Annotated in this window: 15 protein-coding genes, 4 tRNA genes and 1 other annotated feature; of the genes, 13 read left to right on the forward strand and 6 right to left on the reverse strand. The window is 44.3% G+C overall.

Annotation, left to right across the window (positions count from 1 at the left end):
• Positions 1–4 precede the first annotated feature (4 nt).
• Together FR741_RS05840 and FR741_RS05845 are read right to left on the reverse strand one after the other, a co-directional pair.
• Positions 5–1582, reverse strand: coding sequence for an anthranilate synthase component 1 (locus tag FR741_RS05840; protein WP_167426415.1), 1578 nt, complete (start codon positions 1580–1582; stop codon positions 5–7).
• Positions 1583–1708: 126 nt separating this feature from the next.
• Positions 1709–1812 (reverse strand) — a sequence feature (Trp leader region).
• Positions 1759–1884, reverse strand: coding sequence for a trp operon leader peptide (locus FR741_RS05845; RefSeq protein ID WP_005394819.1), 126 nt, complete (start codon positions 1882–1884; stop codon positions 1759–1761). It overlaps the preceding feature by 54 nt.
• Before the next feature lie 95 nt (positions 1885–1979).
• Here FR741_RS05845 and rnm point away from each other — a divergent pair, with 95 nt between their 5' ends.
• Positions 1980–2837: an RNase RNM gene (gene rnm / locus FR741_RS05850; protein WP_109169699.1), complete on the forward strand. Its 858-nt coding sequence runs from the start codon at positions 1980–1982 to the stop codon at positions 2835–2837.
• Between the two features lie 185 nt (positions 2838–3022).
• A complete protein-coding gene (locus FR741_RS05855; protein ID WP_167426416.1) occupies positions 3023–3643 on the forward strand; it encodes an L-threonylcarbamoyladenylate synthase in 621 nt (206 codons plus the stop codon).
• Positions 3644–3745: 102 nt separating this feature from the next.
• Here FR741_RS05855 and FR741_RS05860 read toward each other — a convergent pair whose 3' ends face one another.
• The gene (locus FR741_RS05860; protein WP_047009985.1) at positions 3746–4456 is read right to left on the reverse strand and encodes a calcium-binding protein; all 711 of its coding nucleotides are present in this window, start codon (positions 4454–4456) and stop codon (positions 3746–3748) included.
• A 547-nt stretch (positions 4457–5003) separates the two neighbouring features.
• Here FR741_RS05860 and rluB point away from each other — a divergent pair.
• Entirely contained in the window at positions 5004–5942 is a 939-nt protein-coding gene (gene rluB, locus FR741_RS05865) for a 23S rRNA pseudouridine(2605) synthase RluB (protein ID WP_005376798.1), read from the forward strand.
• Between the two features lie 186 nt (positions 5943–6128).
• On the opposite strand, the gene FR741_RS05870 is transcribed toward rluB, so the two are convergent.
• Both FR741_RS05870 and efpL read right to left on the reverse strand, forming a co-directional pair.
• On the reverse strand, positions 6129–6449 hold the full coding sequence (locus FR741_RS05870; RefSeq protein WP_005376800.1) for an HI1450 family dsDNA-mimic protein: 321 nt from the start codon (positions 6447–6449) through the stop codon (positions 6129–6131).
• A 2-nt stretch (positions 6450–6451) separates the two neighbouring features.
• Positions 6452–7018 (reverse strand): elongation factor P-like protein EfpL, encoded by a 567-nt coding sequence (gene efpL / locus FR741_RS05875; RefSeq protein ID WP_005376801.1) that lies wholly within the window; start codon positions 7016–7018, stop codon positions 6452–6454.
• A 194-nt stretch (positions 7019–7212) separates the two neighbouring features.
• On the opposite strand from efpL, the gene FR741_RS05880 reads away from it, so the two are divergent.
• Entirely contained in the window at positions 7213–7980 is a 768-nt protein-coding gene (locus FR741_RS05880; RefSeq protein WP_074191536.1) for a nucleotidyltransferase family protein, read from the forward strand.
• Here FR741_RS05880 and FR741_RS05885 read toward each other — a convergent pair.
• Entirely contained in the window at positions 7977–10340 is a 2364-nt protein-coding gene (locus FR741_RS05885; protein ID WP_167426417.1) for a DNA polymerase II, read from the reverse strand. The genes FR741_RS05880 and FR741_RS05885 overlap by 4 nt on opposite strands.
• Before the next feature lie 427 nt (positions 10341–10767).
• On the opposite strand from FR741_RS05885, the gene uvrY reads away from it, so the two are divergent.
• From uvrY to FR741_RS05930, 9 genes are all read left to right on the forward strand, one after another.
• Positions 10768–11412 carry a UvrY/SirA/GacA family response regulator transcription factor gene (gene uvrY, locus FR741_RS05890; RefSeq protein WP_005386783.1) on the forward strand — a complete coding sequence of 215 codons (645 nt, stop codon included), beginning with the start codon at positions 10768–10770 and terminating at the stop codon, positions 11410–11412.
• 1 nt (position 11413) lies between these two features.
• On the forward strand, positions 11414–13246 hold the full coding sequence (gene uvrC / locus FR741_RS05895) for an excinuclease ABC subunit UvrC (RefSeq protein ID WP_080936710.1): 1833 nt from the start codon (positions 11414–11416) through the stop codon (positions 13244–13246).
• Positions 13247–13292: 46 nt separating this feature from the next.
• Positions 13293–13850 carry a CDP-diacylglycerol--glycerol-3-phosphate 3-phosphatidyltransferase gene (gene pgsA, locus FR741_RS05900; RefSeq protein ID WP_005394805.1) on the forward strand — a complete coding sequence of 186 codons (558 nt, stop codon included), beginning with the start codon at positions 13293–13295 and terminating at the stop codon, positions 13848–13850.
• A 464-nt stretch (positions 13851–14314) separates the two neighbouring features.
• Positions 14315–14388: transfer RNA gene (locus tag FR741_RS05905), tRNA-Cys, on the forward strand.
• Between the two features lie 37 nt (positions 14389–14425).
• A tRNA-Gly gene (locus tag FR741_RS05910) sits at positions 14426–14501 on the forward strand.
• 77 nt (positions 14502–14578) lie between these two features.
• A tRNA-Leu gene (locus FR741_RS05915) sits at positions 14579–14665 on the forward strand.
• 13 nt (positions 14666–14678) lie between these two features.
• Positions 14679–14754 (forward strand) — tRNA-Gly (locus tag FR741_RS05920).
• 911 nt (positions 14755–15665) lie between these two features.
• Entirely contained in the window at positions 15666–18542 is a 2877-nt protein-coding gene (locus FR741_RS05925) for a pyridoxal phosphate-dependent class III aminotransferase (protein ID WP_167426418.1), read from the forward strand.
• An 18-nt stretch (positions 18543–18560) separates the two neighbouring features.
• Entirely contained in the window at positions 18561–19805 is a 1245-nt protein-coding gene (locus FR741_RS05930; protein WP_005394799.1) for a carboxynorspermidine synthase, read from the forward strand.
• Positions 19806–19834 lie beyond the last annotated feature (29 nt).

The following is a 19834-nucleotide window of genomic DNA, read 5'->3' on the forward strand; positions in this document are numbered from 1 at the left end:
TCTGCTACTCCTTGTTCGTAGGTTGAGAATGCGCTGCTTGAATAGCAGAGATTACCGCTTGTGCTTTACCGCGCGTTTCGTCTGCTTCCGCTTGTGGATCAGAGTCGAACACCACGCCTGCACCAGCTTGAACTTGAGCAATGCCGTTCTCAACGTAAGCTGAGCGAATTACGATACATGTGTCGAGTGTACCTTCACCAGTAAGGTAACCCACAGCACCGCCGTAGCTACCGCGTCGTGCGCCTTCTACATCGCGAATCAACTGCATCGCACGAATCTTTGGTGCGCCAGTGAGCGTGCCCATGTTCATACATGCTTGGTATGCGTGCAGCGCGTCTAGGTCTTCACGCAGTTGACCAACCACACGAGATACTAAGTGCATTACGTGGCTGTAGCGGTCGACTTTTAGTAGGTCTGCTACGTGGCGTGTGCCAGCTTGAGCAATACGAGCGACGTCGTTACGTGCTAAGTCAACGAGCATCATGTGTTCTGCGTTTTCTTTCATGTCGGTACGCAGTTCAAGTTCGATGCGGCTATCTAGGTCGAAATCAATCTCGCCGTTAGGGCGCTTACCGCGGCGACGAGTGCCTGCGATTGGGTAGATTTCAATTTGGTTAGTGTCGGTTTCGTACTTAAGCGCACTTTCTGGTGATGCGCCAAACAAAGTGAACAGCTCATCTTGCATGTAGAACATGTAAGGGCTTGGATTACTTTGTTTCAGTTCTTTGTAAGCCGCGAGTGGAGCAGGGCAAGGTAGAGTGAATCGGCGAGATGGTACAACTTGGAATACATCGCCTTTCACTACGAACTCTTTTAAGTCGCGAACAGTTTGGCAGAAGTCTGCATCAGATACGCTAGGTTCTACCGTTACGTCAGCGATTTGTTTTGCGCTTGGCAGTAGTTTTGGCGCTGCACATTGTGTGCTGATTTCTGCAATGCGAGTCTCTAACGCTGTTTTCTCTGAACCGTCAACAAACAACGTCGCTTGAAGCTGGCAAGATTCCGTTTGATGGTCGACAACAAGCAATGTTTCCGCTACGTAGAAAACGTAATCTGGACATTGATTGGTTGCTTCTGCATTACCAAGCGGCTCGAAGTTTGCGACTAAGTCGTAGGCAAACAGACCGCCAAGGAAAATAGCGTGTTTGTCTTGCTGTGAAATATCGAAGCTGTGTTGCACTAAACGTAGCGCGTCAAAAGAAGAAGCTTCACGTAGTCGAGAGTCTTCATCTAACGTGTCGCATGGCTGGCTAAACTCCAAAGTCAGCGTTTCGCCATCGAACTTACTCTCAACGTCACCACGGATGTTCTGGTTTAGGTGAGACAGTAGGTTTTTACCGTTGTTGGTTAACGCCTGCATGTTTACAGTGTGGCCGTAACAAACGATGCGCACCGCTGAATCTACGATTAAAAGTGATTTTAGATTCTGTTTCGAATCAATTTCAGCGGATTCGAGAAGCAAGCTATCTCTTTTGTTCTCACAAATGGTATGGAACAAACGTGTTGGGTCTTGAGTGTAAGGAACCGAAGTCTTTAATACTTCTAGGCATCCAAGTTTCTTGATTTCTATGGCCTTATTCACAAGACCTCCTTGTAGCTGTCTAAATCTTCCTGCCGTACATAGTCGCATAAAGCAAACGTTCTCCCAATCTAGAGTTAGCCATATTCGATTAATGTTTAGGCAGTTGAATGTGAAATGAGCAACAAAACAAAAAAGCCCGCTTAAGTAGCGGGCTTTACAACGTTTGGTTCTATAAACTAGAAGTATACGTTTGCCCACCAAGAACTAGTCCAAGTGCGCCACCAAGCAAGATCTGATGAGTTTGTCTTATTAAGACAAACCGCAACTTTCGCTTTTTGGTTTTGGTTAAATTCTTGTAACATGGTGAACCTTAAATTACGCACTTTGTATTTGTGTACTAGTTAACTAGTGCGAGAGTAAAAAGTCAACCCCAAAACAGCATTAAAACGATAAAAATATGAGAATTGATTTACATAGTCACACCACTGCATCGGACGGTCGGTTAGAGCCTAAAGATTTAGTGGAAAGGGCGCTGAGTTTTGATATCGAGGTTTTGGCGATCACTGATCACGATACGGTTGACGGTTTGGCGTTAGCCAAGCAACACGTTCAAGACAATAATTTGCCGATCAAAATCATCAACGGCATTGAGATATCGACTGTCTGGCAAAACAAAGACATTCATATTGTCGGCTTGAATATCGATCCGGAAAATGAACAATTATCCGTCCTCATCGAGCAGCAGAAGCAGCACCGCATAACAAGGTCAGAGTTGATTGCAGAGCGACTACAAAAAGCAACTCGGGAAGGTGTGCTCGAAGAAGTAAGGCAGATCGCCGGTGATGCGCCTGTTACGAGAGCGCACTTCGCGAAATGGTTGGTGGATAATGGTTACGCAAAAACCATGCAAATGGTGTTTAAAAAATACCTAACGCGTAATAACCCAGGTTATGTACCACCGAATTGGTGCTCGATGAAAGATGCGGTTGATGCTATCCATGCTGCTGGTGGTTTGGCGGTATTAGCGCATCCTGGAAGATATAAGTTGACAGCGAAGTGGATTAAGCGTCTTCTAGCAGCGTTTGTAGAAGCAAACGGCGATGCGATGGAAGTTGCACAGCCACAGCAAGCGCAACAAGAAAGGCGCAACTTGGCTGATTATGCTATACAATACAAACTATTAGCGTCTCAAGGCAGTGATTTTCACTACCCATCCCCTTGGATGGAGCTAGGAAGGAACCTTTGGTTGCCCGCAGGCGTAGAACCAGTTTGGAAAGATTGGGGTATTGATCCTTCGTTGGATATATCAAAGTAACCTCAAAGCGTGGGTTTCAGCATCAAATAACTGGAAAGTGTATATTGGGTATTAATATGGCTTTCCTTGTCGTTGGAACTGAACAACACTTTGAATCTTGAAGTCACTTGATAAAGCACAACAAGGCGGCATTCAAGCTCCACATAAGAATATAGAGCCGAGAGGCTCGATAATGAGGAATTACAATGAGCCAGTTTTTTTACGTTCACCCAGAAAACCCACAGGCTCGCTTGATTAATCAAGCAGTAGCAATCATTCGTAACGGCGGCGTTGTGGTGTACCCTACCGATTCAGGGTACGCACTTGGCTGTCAGTTAGAGAACAAACAGGCACTGGAACGCATCTGTCAGATCCGTCGTCTGGATGATAAGCATAACTTTACATTACTGTGTCGTGATTTGTCGGAACTTTCTCTATATGCGCGAGTGGATAACTCTGCATTCCGACTACTGAAAAACAACACACCAGGTCCTTACACCTTCATCTTCAAAGGCACGAAAGAAGTGCCGCGTCGTTTGATGAACGCGAAACGTAAGACCATCGGTATCCGTGTTCCAGACAATAAAATTGCCTTGGACTTGTTGGAAGCATTAGGTGAACCGATGATGTCTACGTCGTTGATTCTACCTGGCAGTGACGTAACAGAGTCTGATCCGGAAGATATTCGCGATAAACTAGAACATGCGGTTGATGTGATTCTTAATGGCGGTTACTTAGGTGAACAGCCCACGACCGTCATTGATTTTAGCGAAGGTGAACCTGTTGTGGTGCGTTTGGGATCAGGTGACCCGGCACCATTCGAATAATTCGACTAATAGACGTACACCACCGTCAAACAAAATAGGAGGCATCGCGCCTCCTATTTTAGTTGTCATATCGAATATCTCATTGAACTTAACTGTTTGAGATTAAGCGAAATCGAAAATGTCGATACCATTTTGTTCAGCATAGTTGATGTATGCAGAGCTCACGCCGTTTAATGTTACTTCGACATTGTATTCATCACTAGAGAATACTGCCCAGCCACACTCATTATAAGATAAAGTCAGATCATCCGCTGAATCCAAGAACGTATCTCGAATGCCATCATTGTCGGTGTCTCTGCCCATATCGAAGACAAGTTTGTCATGAAAAATATTAAAATCGACAATATCGGCTTTAATATCAATATCATTGGAGGATACAGGTTGATCCGGTACACCAATAGCCAGGCGGTTTGTAAGCACGAAAGTGTCGTCTCCACAGCCGCCGCTCAGTACTGATTCACCATCGCCAACGACGAGCGTGTCGTTACCCCAACCCCCACTCAAGTAGTTGTTGCCTGAGTAATCAAAAATTGTATCATCGCCACAACCACCAAAGAGCTTGTCATTTCCTAATCCGCCCGATAGGAAGTCGTTGCCAAAGCCGCCAGAAACAAAGTCGTTCCCTCGGCCACCGAGCAAGGTATCGTCTCCCCAGCCCCCGAAGACAACATCATTTCCTCCGTATCCTACGAACTTATCATCACCACAGAAGCCGAAGAAAATATCGGTTGTTTCAGACCCTTTTGTACCGGTCATATTGTCATCTTGAGATGTCCCAAAAATCCAATTTAGGTCTAGATTTAGCATAGACATTGTTCTATTCCTTTTTGTCTGATTTATGCCAATCGCCGAAAATGCAGAGCCAATCTAGCTAGTTAAAATACACGATAACGTTAGTGTCATTTTTAATAGTAAATAGTGACTTACCGATGCTTCTTGTCTTGCTATGAGTGCTCATTTATCCACGATGATTGGTATTACTTAGCAGCAAACTGGGACTGTTTATTCTTCGTTGCCTTTAAAGCAACACGAACAGTAAACACACCCCAAGTGGTTATCGTTGTAACCCTGACAATTTTATCAGGTACTGCACGGTTAAAGTGGCTCGAGAAGACCGATATTAGTGGGATTCTCGCTGGGCAATATCAGCATTAAGTAGGAAAAAAGTTGCAGAATAGAGTAAATATTTTCGACGTTTTAAAGTGAATTTTTGGTGTGGAGAATGGCGCCGATTTAGCTTACATTAACTGAGAAAGTTACGTATAATGTCGGACCGAAAAATCCCACTGAAATGGGTAATTAGCAAAATACAGACCAATCCTGGTCTAGACGTCTGTGAAGACGACACATAGGTAGATAAATGAGCGAAAAGTTACAAAAAGTATTAGCACGTGCTGGTCACGGTTCTCGTCGTGAGATTGAATCGTTAATTAAATCTGGTCGCGTTAGCGTGAACGGTGTAGTCGCTAAGCTTGGTGAAAGACTTGAAGACGAGAGCAGCGTAGTTCGTATCGATGGTCACATTGTCTCTGCAAAGATTCAAGAAGAAGTGATTTGTCGTGTACTTGCGTACTACAAACCTGAAGGTGAACTGTGTACTCGTCACGATCCAGAAGGTCGTCGTACTGTTTTTGATCGTCTGCCAAAAATTCGTGGCTCTCGTTGGATTTCAGTTGGTCGTCTGGATGCGAACACTTCTGGTCTTCTGCTTTTCACAACGGATGGTGAACTGGCGAACCGCTTAATGCACCCAAGCCGCCAAGTTGAACGTGAATACCTAGTACGTGTGTTCGGTGAAGTAACTGAACAGAAAGTTCGTAATCTAGTAAAAGGTGTTGAACTGGAAGACGGTTTAGCTCGCTTTGAAGATGTTGTTTACGCGGGTGGTGAAGGCATGAACCACACGTTTTACGTTGTTATCAACGAAGGTCGTAACCGCGAAGTTCGTCGACTATGGGAATCGCAAGAGTGTACCGTTAGTCGTCTGAAACGTGTTCGTTACGGCGACATCTTCTTAGACAAGAAACTGCCTCGTGGTGGTTGGATGGAGCTTGACCTGAAAGAAGTAAACTACTTGCGTGAGCTTGTAGAGCTTCGTCCAGAGAAAGAAACCATGCTTGATCTGAACAAAGACAACACGTCACGCAAACGTGAGCGTGCACGCAGCCAAAAAATTCGTCGCGCAGTTAAGCGCCATGAAGAGCGTGTTAACACGCCAAAAGGCCGCAGCAACAACCCTTCTCGTCGTAAGCCGAAGAAGACTGCTGGTGACCAAGGCGCACGTAACAAGCATCGTTAATCGATAGCAAAACATCAGAAAGGCTTGCCAATTCGGCAAGCCTTTTTCTTATCTGTTACATAACAAAAGGATCTAAAGCCGATATAGAGCAGGGGACTTTGGATAAAAAAATATCTCAGCTAAACAAAAACAACAGATAAAAAATACCAGCACTAGGCTGGTATTTTTGTTCATGATGAAGAAACGTTAATCGCGTTTCCAAAGCATATGGCAGAACTTATGTTCAGGGTCTCGGCTGATTAGCATACGAGCAAATACGTCATCAAGAACGTCATTTTCCTCATTTACTAGGCCGATACGAACCTCTGCATATACTTCTTTGTCGATCTCGAAGCCAACATGTTCAACCCAGTCATCGCCAGTTTCAACAAGTTCTGCGGCACCACGATCTTCAAATTGCGCAGTAAACAGAATCACGTCAGCAGGCTCTAGATTATCTGGAGCCATTTCAAGGAAAATGTCGTACGCTGCGTCGATGACGTCGTCGTAAGAAATCAAATCAGACATGCTTATGCTCGGCTCATGTATTTACGTTCAGCTGTGTTAATGATAACACGGTCACCAGTTGCAATGTACTCAGGAACCTGGATGACAAGACCTGAAGCGAAGCGTGCTGGTTTAGTACGAGCAGATGCAGAAGCACCTTTGATTGAAGGGTCAGTTTCTTCAATCACTAGCTCAACAGAAGATGGTAGTTCAATACCCACAGCAGCACCGTTAACAAGGATAATGTGGATACCTTGTGTATCTTCGTTGATGAACAGCATGTCGTCTTCAACTTCATTGTGCTTGAATGTGTATTGTGAGTAGTCTTCGTTATCCATGAAGATGTGCTCATCGCCGTCAGCGTATGAGTACACAACTGCACGTTTGTTCATTTCTACCGTTTCAACAACGTCATCAGACTTGTAACGCTCATCTACACGTGCGCCCGTGTTTAGATCTGTACAACGCATTTTGTAGATTTTAGCGCCGCCACGACCGCCAGGAGTCGTTACTTCGATGTCTTTAACTAGAAGAGTTTTACCATTAGACTCGATTGCGAAGCCTTTTTTGATTTCACTTGCCTTTGGCATTGTATATTCCTATTCATACTTATTAAGCAAAACTCGGTGATTATAGCGCTAAGTTAGCCGCCTAGCATTAAAATTCATTGCAGAAATTTGTTGTTACTCCCATGACTAAACACCTGAATGGACTTGATTCAGTGAGTCGGCTAAGAGAACATATAGCTCAACTTCTTGAACCATCTGAGATCACGTTTTAAGTCATGTCTCTGCCTGTTATCGATCCTAAACAACCATTTCAACCAGAGTTTGCGCCTTTAATTAGAGAAGTCACCGCTTGTCTCAAAGGTGGACTGGGGCAAAACTTACACAGCGTTTATGTGTATGGTAGCGTCGCTCGCAAAACAGCGGTCGCTGGGAGGTCGAACTTAGACCTGGTTGTCGTTACTCAATCATCCTTTGAGCACAATCGCGCGACTTTACTCAACACGATTAAGTGGCGCGCGCAGCAAAGTCATCCTCAAGTTAGTGGCGTATCGGTCCGCACAGCGTTAGTGAGTGAAGTGGCTAACTTAGATAGCATTTTCACTTGGGGCTTTATGCTTAAGCATTGCTGTGTCTGTGTCTATGGTGATGATCTGGCAGACTGTTTTGGTGATTACGTTCCAAGTTGGGAAATTGCTAAGCACTGGAATATGGATGTGGAAGATTGGATTACTGTGTATCGCAAAAAAATCGTCCAAGCGAAGACGATAGAAGAGCAGGTGGTCGCTCAACGCGTGATTGCTAAAAAGCTACTAAGGGCGTCATACTCTTTGGTGATGTATCGAGATAAACGTTGGTTTGATGACCCTATACAATGTGGCAAGGTATTCTTAACTTATCATCCTGAAAAGCAGCTTGAGATCGAGCGGCTAGAAATTTTACTTTCTGGCCGGGGTATTCCCAAGCGTTCTGTTATCGGGCTAATTGATGCGTTTGGTGATTGGTTAGTCAAACAGTACCAGAAAACAGAGTTTCGTATCGGTTAAAACAACCCCATTTGAGGTGCTGAAAGCCTGTCAAAATCCGTCCCAATGAAAGGGAGAATCGCATCTGCAACGGGTTTGAGTTGTTTATCAATGTAATGTTGATAATCAATCGGGCTATTGAGGTACTCATAAGGTTCAGGACCGTTCACGGTTATAATGTATTCAATTCGTCCTTTGTTTTGATACTGTAATGGGCGTCCAAGCTTGGCATTTATCTCATCCGCTAAACGAGCTGCACGCACTTGTGGCGGGACATTCTTCTGATACTCATGCAGTTTTCTGCGCAGTCGCTTTTGATACACTAACTGTTCATCAAATTCACCGTTGTTAGTTTTCTCAACCATCTCTCGGACATAGTCGCTTGGGTCTTCACCATGGAAAATCATGCTATAGAGTGTATTTTGAAATTTCTGTGCTAATGAGGTCCAGTCAGTACGGGCGCTTTCTAACCCTTTAAATACAATCCGCTCTTGCTCTCCTTCACCGATTAAACCCGCATAGCGCTTTTTCGAGCCAGTTTCTGCGCCACGAATCGTTGGCATAAGGAATCTGCGATAGTGGGTTTCATATTCAATTTCCAACATAGATGTTAGGTTGTACTCAGAGCGCAGATGTTCTTGCCACCAAGAGTTGATGTAATCAACTAATTGATTTCCAACAGCGTCGGCTTCTACTTGACTGTATGGTCGATTCAACGACACAAATGTGGAATCCGTATCGCCGTAAATCACTTGATAGCCTTGTTCCTCAATCAGCACTTTAGTTTGCTTCATGATCTCATGTCCGCGCATGGTAATACTAGAAGCTAATCGAGTATCAAAGAAACGACATCCCGATGAGCCCAGTACGCCATAAAAGGAGTTCATGATGATTTTGATTGCCTGAGAAAAAGCTTTTTCATTGTTCTTTTTCGCGACATCACGTGCCGCCCAAAGCTTTTCAATCATTTCTGGCAAAAAGTGTTTCGTACGATGGAACTGACCACCGCGAAAGCCAGGTACTGCCTGATCATCTTCTTTACCAATATCGAGTAATAACCCCTCAACCAAACCCATAGGATCAATCAAGAAAGAGCGAATAATCGATGGGTATAGACTCTTAAAATCCAATACTAAAACAGAATCATATAGGTTAGGGATGGAGTCCATCACGTAACCGCCGGGGCTCGCAATCCAATTTTCAGGGTGTAGGTTTGGGGCAACGTAGCCTGCTCGGTGTATCTGAGGCATGTATAGGTTTGTGAATGCTGCAACCGAACCGCCTACACGATCCAGTTCTACACCAGTGAGGCGAGAGCGTTCAATTGCAAAGTCGAGCAGGTGAGTGTGATTGAAAATCTTGTTCACCAACACGCAGTCTTGTAAGTTATATTTAGCCAGCGATGGTTTGTCGGAGCGGTACATACGATTGATCTCATCCATACGGTCATGAACGTTGTGGATTTCTTTTCCTTCCCCCAAGAGTTCTTGAGATACAGACTCTAATGACCAAGATCGAAAGTGGTAAGTAGCCGTTTTTAGCGTATCGATACCATCCATCACAACTCGCCCGGGAATGGAGATAAACCCTTGTTGGCTTTGAGATGAACTTCTAAAAAAGCTGGCTTGGTCTGCTCTGCCAAGCATTAGCTTCATGTTGTGCCATTCTGCTCGTTTGTGTAACAGACGAAAGTCAAAATCAATGACATTCCAACCGACAATGACATCGGGGTCGAATTGTTTAAACCAATCGATGAGTGCTTCTAGAAGCGCCTTTTCATCCTGGACCCATTGTATCGGTGTATCCGAAGGTTCTGGTTCTCCGATCATGATAACGCGGGAATCCATGACGCTGTCTAATCCGATGGAGTAAAGAATGCCTTTCTCAGAGCATTCTAGATCTAACGAGACAACGTTTAACTTCGGCTCATATTGCCCCGCACGGCATTTTGCGCTCTGGACGCGTTGGTAGCCATTGGTGCGAGTCACATTGCCTGTAAACTCGATACTGCCTTTGATAAAACGTTCCATTAGGTAGCGATCGGCGAGGCGAATATCACTTTCATACGTAGTGATACCTTTTTGAGCGAATGTGTCTTTGAGTGCGAGAGCGTCTCTGGTTACATTGGTATAGCAGGCAGCAAGAGGCGTATGTTCAAACGTTTTGAGATCCAACAGGCGGATGTCGACGAATATGTTTTTTTCTCGTGCGAGTGTCTTTGCTTGCTCTGAATGTTTCTGAGCGATGAAAAATACTGGCTTCTCACCATTAATAATTAACTGAGTAGGACCTTCTTCTGTCGAAAGCCACAGCTCGATTTGAGTTTGACCTTTGATGTCTCGTGCCTGTCGAGTAAGCAGAAAGCCTTGTTGGATATTCAAATGTGAGAAACCTTAGAAACCTTGAAGAACGCTAGTTTAACATTAAGAACTGTAAAAATAACCAGTAAAGAAAACGGTTCAAATTTTTGCTGGAATTAGTGATTACAAGTTAGCCTCTGGTGCAAGAGGGACAGTGTCATTTTAAATTATAGCGTGTTTCTCTGGGCAATATGAAACCTAGTTACTTGATTTATTGTACTTAATGTTGTTAATTGTCTTTTCTTAGATTTCGGTTCTGCTCATCACGCTCTAAAATAATAGAGTGGTTTATGAATAAGTTCTTGCTAAAGTTTGCGTTTCAGCACATATTCATAGAAAGCAATTTTTTGTCGATTACGTTAGTATATAGGCAGTCATACTGATATCCACATTTAACAAATAATGGTTATGTGGGTGCAGAACCAATACAAAGTGTGGAGATACAAGTTTGATAAATGTTTTCCTTGTAGATGATCACGAGCTGGTTCGCACAGGGATACGACGTATTATTGAAGACGTCCGTGGAATGAACGTAGCAGGAGAAGCTGACAGCGGTGAAGATGCAGTAAAATGGTGTCGCAGTAATCATGCTGACGTCGTTTTAATGGACATGAACATGCCAGGAATTGGTGGCTTGGAAGCCACTAAAAAAATTCTTCGCGTGAATCCTGATGTGAAAATCATCGTACTTACTGTTCATACAGAAAACCCGTTTCCAACCAAGGTGATGCAGGCAGGTGCGTCTGGTTATTTAACCAAAGGTGCTGGCCCTGATGAAATGGTGAATGCGATTCGTGTAGTTAATAGTGGGCAGCGTTACATCTCACCAGAGATTGCGCAGCAGATGGCATTGAGTCAATTTTCTCCAGCCTCTGAGAACCCTTTTAAAGACTTATCCGAACGTGAATTGCAGATCATGCTTATGATCACCAAAGGCCAAAAGGTAACGGATATTTCTGAGCAACTTAATTTAAGTCCAAAGACAGTCAACAGCTATCGCTACCGACTCTTTAGTAAATTGGACATTAATGGTGACGTTGAGTTAACTCACTTAGCGATTCGCCACGGAATGCTGGACACCGAGACCCTTTAGCGTGAATCCTCCCTTCGATTCGGCTTCCTTTCTCAAGACAGTAACTCATCAGCCCGGCGTTTACAGAATGTACAACGCCGAAGCTGTTGTCATCTATGTAGGTAAAGCCAAAGACCTAAAAAAGCGCCTTTCAAGCTACTTTCGAAAAAAAGTAGACAGTGAGAAAACTCGCGCGCTTGTCAGTAATATCGCCAAAATTGACGTCACAGTGACTCACACTGAGACAGAAGCGCTCATCTTAGAGCATAACTACATCAAGCAGTATTTACCGAAATACAATGTTTTGCTGCGAGATGATAAGTCTTACCCTTATATCTTTATTAGCGGTCATAAGCACCCACGGCTTTCTATCCACCGTGGCGCCAAGAAGCGCAAAGGTGAATATTTTGGCCCCTACCCAGATTCTGGTGCAGTAAGAGAAACATTGCATTTGCTGCAAAAGATATTTCCTGTGCGCCAGTGTGAAGACACTGTCTATTCCAACCGAACGCGTCCATGTTTGATGTACCAAATTGGCCGTTGTGCAGGGCCATGCGTTGATACCATCATTTCTGATGAAGAATACGCAGAGTTGGTTAGCTTTGTGCGTATGTTTTTGCAAGGCAAAGACCAGCAAGTACTCAAACAACTGATCGAGAAAATGGAAGTTGCCAGTCAGCAATTGCGCTTTGAAGATGCCGCTAAATTTCGCGATCAAATCCAAGCGATTAGACGTGTTCAAGAGCAGCAGTACGTCTCAGAAGACAGCATGGATGATATGGATGTACTAGGGTTTGCTCAGGAGAATGGTATTGCGTGTATTCATATCCTGATGATACGCCAAGGTAAAGTGCTTGGTAGCCGTAGCCATTTTCCGAAAATCCCACAAAATACAAGCCAGCAGGAAGTGTTCGATAGTTTTCTGACTCAATACTATTTGAGCCATAACGAAGCGCGCACGATTCCTTCTCGTATTATTTTGAATCAAGAGTTGGCAGAAGATATTGCGCCAATACAGAAAGCGTTAAGTGAAGTGGCAGGTCGTAAGGTTCATTTCCATACCTCGCCAACTGGCTCTCGAGCAAGGTATCTCAAGCTTTCGAACACGAATGCACTAACGGCGATTACCACCAAAATCAATCACAAGATGACGATTAATCAGCGTTTTCATGCGCTTCGCGAAACATTGAAGTTGGAGTCTATCGCTCGAATGGAGTGTTTTGATATCTCCCATACCATGGGGGAAAGTACGATTGCATCGTGTGTGGTGTTCAACAATGAAGGCCCCGTTAAGCAGGAGTATCGTCGCTATAACATCACTGGCATTACCGGTGGTGACGATTACGCTGCAATGGGACAAGCGTTGGAGCGCCGTTATTCGAAGCAATTGGACGTAGAGAAAATTCCCGACATCATCTTTATCGATGGTGGTAAAGGTCAGTTAAATCGTGCGCATGACATCATTTCGCAGTACTGGGGGGATTGGCCAAAGCGTCCCATCATGATTGGTATTGCAAAAGGCGTTACTCGCAAACCAGGTTTAGAAACGCTGATTACAGTCGATGGGGACGAGTTTCATTTACCAAGCGATGATCCAGCGCTGCACCTTATTCAACATATTCGTGATGAAAGCCATAACCATGCTATAGCGGGGCATCGTGCTAAGCGAGGTAAAACCAGACGTACTAGTGCACTTGAAGGGATTGAGGGAATTGGCCCTAAACGACGTCAGGCGTTACTCAAGTACATGGGTGGGTTACAAGAACTTAAACGTGCAAGTGTCGAAGAAATCGCCAAAGTACCGGGAATAAGTCACTCTTTAGCAGAAATTATTTTCCAAGCATTGAAACAATAAGGAAAATCGCGCAACATTAAGCCGCAATGTGTAAGAGAATAATAAAATGCGTTTGAATATCCCGAACATTCTGTCTCTTCTTAGACTGTTCCTAATCCCTGTTTTTGTGGTTGTCTTTTATCTACCTTATTCATGGGCACCGTTTGCAGCAGCAATGGTGTTTTGGGTAGCGGGTTTTACTGACTGGCTTGACGGTATGTTGGCCCGTAAACTTGGCCAAACTTCTCGTTTTGGTGCGTTTATTGATCCTGTTGCTGATAAAGTGCTAGTGGCAACGGCATTGATTTTAATCACGGAACATTACCATTCAATTTGGGTGACCATTCCTGCGGTAACGATGATCGCGCGAGAAATCATTATCTCAGCATTGCGAGAATGGATGGCTGAAATCGGTAAGCGAGCCAGTGTTGCGGTATCTTGGGTTGGCAAAGTAAAAACTGTTTCGCAAATGTTCGCCTTATGGGTGTTGATATGGCGTTACGATGAATGGATGGTTTGGCTAGGCTTTGCAGCATTGTATGTGGCAACTTTCTTGACGTACTGGTCAATGATTCAATATTTAGCAGCTGCGAAAGACGATCTGTTGAATGAAGAGCATCATTAAATTCTGATATTAGAAAGCAGGCTTAATAGCCTACTTTTTTGTATCTAAGATAATCTACAGCATTTCTTTGCTTCTCACGTTTTTCAATGCTTGCTAACAGTCATGCTTGAAATTTGTATCTGGGGCTTTTGCTTCGATAGAGTTCCATATGTGATCTAAGTCTTGTTTTCGCCCTTGGAGAGTCTCAGAGAAGCGAGCCTCCTGATTATTAACGCTTCAATACACGTAACGCACGGCCATCAGTGTAAGGCGTAGCCAAAGTTTTATGATAAACAAGTGTATTTAAGCGATTTTTAGTATTAAAACTAAGCAATCTACCGTCTTTCGCACAAATTCTAGTCAAACGATTTAAAAAAATAAAAATAGTGTTGACTCGATCGCTCGAATCCGTAGAATGCATCCCGTACCCAAGAGAGCACAGCTCAGTAGGGTGGTGAAAAAAGCTTAGCTTTATTCACAGATGAGGCGCCTTGGCAGAGTGGCTATGCAGCGGATTGCAAATCCGTGGACCTCGGTTCGACTCCGGGAGGCGCCTCCATTATTCTTTTGAGAGTGAATGGCTTTCGAGAATAAATGCGACACTAGCTCAGTTGGTAGAGCGCAACCTTGCCAAGGTTGAGGTCACGAGTTCGAACCTCGTGTGTCGCTCCAAATTTTATTGATATGGCGTTAGCGGTATCAGATGGTGTTTTACTTTTCTGTAAAGGCATCACAAAGAATATTTGTGTGCCCTGGTGGTGGAATTGGTAGACACAAGGGATTTAAAATCCCTCGACGTTCGCGTTGTGCCGGTTCAAGTCCGGCCCGGGGCACCATCTCATATTAAACGCGACACTAGCTCAGTTGGTAGAGCGCAACCTTGCCAAGGTTGAGGTCACGAGTTCGAACCTCGTGTGTCGCTCCAGATTTAAGGCCCAGCATGAAAATGTTGGGCCTTTTTTGTATTTCTTCAAATCTTAAATTTCTTCTCTGTGATGGATTTCGTTAAGCACTGAGCTCCTTCAGCTTACTAACTTAACTTCTTGTTAATTTTAGCCATAGCAACGTCACTTCATGGCCATACCCATCCAGCTAGTTTAAGTTTAGTCAATCAAAGTTCTGTGAATAAAGACTCATCGCTTTAGGCTGAGCAGTAACGTAAATACTAGCTCTGTTAAATGCCTTGGATACTGAAAATAATGTTCTACGATTAAAGAGTGGTATGTTCATAAACCGTTTTGGTTCATGGCGCTGATATTGTAAGGATATTTGTTTAAATAACAGGTATTTGAGAAAAGAAGAAAAGCGTTGTAGATGAGTATGAATGTACAAATATCACTAGGGGGAACTTTGTTGTGATTTGCGTCACTGTTACTAATATGAAAAATCGTTGCCAGAAGATTTTATTTTGTGATAAATTCGCGCGCAATCTCGGAGCGTAATTAACAACGTTTGATCTCTGGGGGATACGCGTAGTGACCATTCAAGCTGATTGTGACACTGCGTAGGGTAGGTATCGGCAAAGCCTTTTGTCGATAGACGGGATACTAATGCTGTAAAAGCGGCATATTAATGGGAAACCCAACATTGAAACCTTTGAATAAACACACACTAATCAGCTTCATACTGCCGAAATGTCCTGTTTTACAAAACGGGTGCATTACGGAACCTTGATTAATCCCTTTTATATATAAAGTCACGAATATCGTGGCAGATGATCTGTATTTGTCATTTTGCACTGACAAATACGGAGGGGTATACACACCTCCTGTAACTTCATTCCAATGATTATTAATACAGGATATAGAATTATTATAATTCAAGGGATTATGTAGTATGAGCACTGCCTTTGAAGTCGATAGCAATATCGCAAACATTTTTTCGTCTCAGGTTCCTATCGTCGAGGGAACGTATGACTTAACGCCAGATCAAGTATTGATTGATCAGGCTGAGCATGAATCTGAAGTGCGTTCTTATCCACGTCGCTTGCCAATCGCAATCAAACAAGCCTTCGGTTGCTTGGTTGAAGATACACGTGGACAGATCTTTTTAGACTGCCTTGCGGGGGCGGGCACTCTAGCTTTGGGGTATAACCATCCTGAAATAAACCAAGCGCTGAAAGAGCAATTAGATTCGGGTCTGCCATATCAGACGCTAGATATTGCAACATCAGCAAAAACGACGTTTATTCAATCTGTTAAATCTTTTCTTCCTCAAGAGTTAAGTGAGAACAGCGTTATCCAATTTTGTGGTCCGTCTGGAGCCGATGCAGTTGAAGCCGCGATCAAGCTCGCGAAGCAGACTACTGGCCGCAACACCATGTTTGCTTTTCGTGGCGCATATCATGGTATGACTAACGGCACAATGGGCATGATGGGCAACCTAGGTACGAAAGCGCGTCGAACTGGTTTAATGTCAGACGTGCACTTTATGCCTTTCCCATACAATTTGCGTTGTCCATTTGGACTTGGCGGTGATGAAGGTGCGAAAGCAAGCATTCGCTATATCGATCGTCTTTTAAACGATGATGAATCGGGCATTATGAAGCCTGCTGCGATCATCGTTGAGCCAGTGCAAGGTGAGGGTGGTGTTGTTCCTGCGCCAGCATTCTGGCTGCGAGAGTTACGTCGTATTTGTGATGAACACGGTATCTTACTGATCTTCGATGAGATCCAGTGTGGTGTTGGTAAAACTGGCTACAATTTCGCATTTGAAGAGTCGGGCATTGTTCCAGATATCCTGTGTTTATCAAAAGCTATTGGCGGTGGCTTACCAATGTCGCTATTGGTTATCAACAAGCAGCATGATACTTGGAAGCCGGGCGAACACACAGGTACGTTTCGTGGCAATCAGTTAGCCATGGTCTCTGGTGCGAAAGCATTAGAAATCATCCAGCGTGACAATCTGGTTGAGCATGCCAATATTGCGGGCCAGTATTTGCGCTATGGTCTTGAAAGCATTCAAAAGCGCGTGAACTGTATCGCAGAAGTACGTGGCAAAGGTTTGATGCTTGGTGTGGAGATTAAAAATCCAAACGGTGAGCTCAATAAATTTGGCGAACCTCAAGCGGATAGTGAACTCACTCTTTCCATTCAACGCGCAGCACTTGAGCGTGGCTTGATCGTTGAGAAAGGTGGACGTGAAGGTGCAGTAATTCGCTTCCTTCCTCCTCTTATCATCTCGTTTGAGCAAATCGACTTTGCTTTACGTGTATTTGAAGACGCGATTTTAGCAGCCGGCGGTAGTCACATCGAAACTCAACCACAAGATGAATGGAAGAAGCATTTCATCCACACTGGAGAGTTGGGCAGCAATGAGTTTGCTTCGGTGATGAATCACACTACGACAGCAATGAAATCAGTGTTTGAACAGGTTGCTGCACCATACTCAGGTATGGATCCAAAAGCATTGGAAGCAGCGATCCATGCTGTTGATCTTGACAATAAAAATGCGCCTCTCAAAACGGTTATTGATGATGCTGCCGAGTTGGTCGCAAAAAATGCGATTTTTACTCAACATCCAGATTGTATTGCTCACCTTCATACTCCACCGTTGATGCCTGCTATTGCCGCAGAGGCAATGATTGCGGCTTTGAACCAGTCAATGGACTCATGGGATCAAGCTTCATCAGCGACTTATGTTGAACAGAAAGTTGTGAACTGGCTATGCGATAAATACGAGTTAGGTGAAAAAGCGGACGGTATCTTCACGAGCGGCGGCACGCAAAGTAATCAAATGGGTTTGATGCTTGCGCGTGATTGGATTGCTGACAAACTCAGTGCGCACTCAATTCAAAAGCTTGGCCTTCCTGAATACGCAGACAAGCTGCGTATAGTGTGTTCGAAAAAATCCCACTTCACGGTTCAAAAATCAGCGTCTTGGATGGGATTGGGTGAAAAAGCGGTTATGACCGTCGATGCTAATGCCGATGGAACGATGGATGTCACTAAGTTAGACGAAGTTCTAAATCAGGCAAAAGCAGAAGGTTTGATCCCATTTGCAATTGTCGGCACAGCGGGTACTACGGATCACGGTGCTATTGATGACCTAGACTTTATCGCCGATATGGCAGCGAAACATGACATGTGGATGCACGTCGACGGTGCATACGGGGGAGCTCTGATTCTAAGTAGCCAAAAAGCCCGTTTGAAAGGTTGTGAGCGTGCACACTCCATCAGCGTAGACTTCCACAAGTTATTTTACCAAACCATCAGTTGTGGTGCGCTGTTGGTGAATGACAAGTCTAACTTTAAGTTCCTGCTTCATCATGCAGACTATTTGAACCGCGAGCACGACGAACTACCGAACTTGGTGGATAAGTCTATTGCTACAACTAAGCGTTTTGATGCGCTAAAAGTGTTTATGACGATGCAAAGCGTGGGGCCAAAAGCCCTAGGCGATATGTACGATCATTTGCTTGATCAGACGCTTGAAGTTGCGGACATGATTCGAGATAACAAACACTTTGAGTTGTTGGCTGAACCATCGCTATCTACGGTTCTGTTCCGCGCGACACATGAATCAGCGGATCTTAATGAACTGAATAAAACGTTGCGCTTAGAAGCGTTAACACGCGGTATCGCGATATTGGGTGAAACCATTGTCGACGGTAAAACTGCATTGAAATTTACGATTTTGAACCCGTGTCTGACGACGGCGGACTTTGAATCTTTGCTCTCAAAAATCAATACGCTAGCGGCAGAGCTAGTTTAACAAAGGTAACGGAAAACTATGGCAATTCTACAGATTGGTGCAGGCGGCGTTGGCTGGGTAGTTGCACATAAAGCAGCACAAAACAACGACGTTCTGGGTGATATCACAATCGCATCACGTACCGTAGGTAAGTGTGAGAAAATCATCGAATCGATTCAGAAGAAAAACAATCTGAAAGATTCAACTAAGAAACTAGAAGCTCGTGCGGTAAACGCGGACGACGTAGATTCTTTAGTTGCTTTAATTAAAGAAGTGCAGCCTGACTTAGTGATCAACGCGGGTCCTCCTTGGGTGAACATGTCTATTATGGAAGCATGTTACCAAGCTAAAGTGTCATACCTTGATACATCTGTTGCGGTTGATTTGTGTTCTGAAGGCCAACAAGTACCTCAAGCTTACGATTGGCAGTGGGGCTACCGTGAGAAGTTTGAAGAGGCGGGTATCACAGGTATTCTTGGTGCCGGTTTCGATCCGGGCGTAGTATCGGTGTTTGCCGCATACGCAGTGAAGCATCTGTTCGATGAAATCGATACTATCGACGTAATGGATGTCAACGCAGGCGACCACGGCAAGAAGTTCGCAACTAACTTTGATCCAGAAACGAACATGCTTGAGATTCAAGGTGATTCCTTCTACTGGGAAAACGGCGAGTGGAAACAAGTACCTTGTCACTCACGTATGCTTGAGTTTGAATTCCCGAACTGTGGTTCACATAAAGTGTACTCAATGGCGCACGACGAAGTTCGATCTATGCAAGAGTTCATCCCGGCGAAACGTATCGAATTCTGGATGGGCTTTGGTGACCGTTACCTAAATTACTTCAATGTAATGCGTGACATCGGTCTACTCAGCCCAGATCCACTAACGCTGCACGACGGCACGGTAGTCCAACCTCTACACGTATTGAAAGCGCTACTGCCGGACCCAACATCTCTCGCACCAGGTTACACAGGCTTAACGTGTATCGGTACTTGGGTACAAGGTAAGAAAGACGGTAAAGATCGCAGCGTATTTATCTACAACAACGCAGATCACGAAGTTGCATACGAAGATGTTGAACACCAAGCTATCTCATACACCACTGGCGTACCTGCGATCACCGCGGCTTTGCAGTTTTTCCGTGGTAAGTGGGCAGACAAAGGCGTGTTCAACATGGAGCAGCTAGATCCAGACCCATTCCTAGAAACCATGCCATCGATTGGTCTAGATTGGCATGTTCAAGAACTGGAGCCAGGACAACCTGTTATCCATAAATTGAAGTAAGAATTTAGCGACTCTTATTTGTACGTTTA

This window comes from Vibrio diabolicus (assembly GCF_011801455.1).
Lineage (GTDB): Bacteria > Pseudomonadota > Gammaproteobacteria > Enterobacterales > Vibrionaceae > Vibrio > Vibrio diabolicus.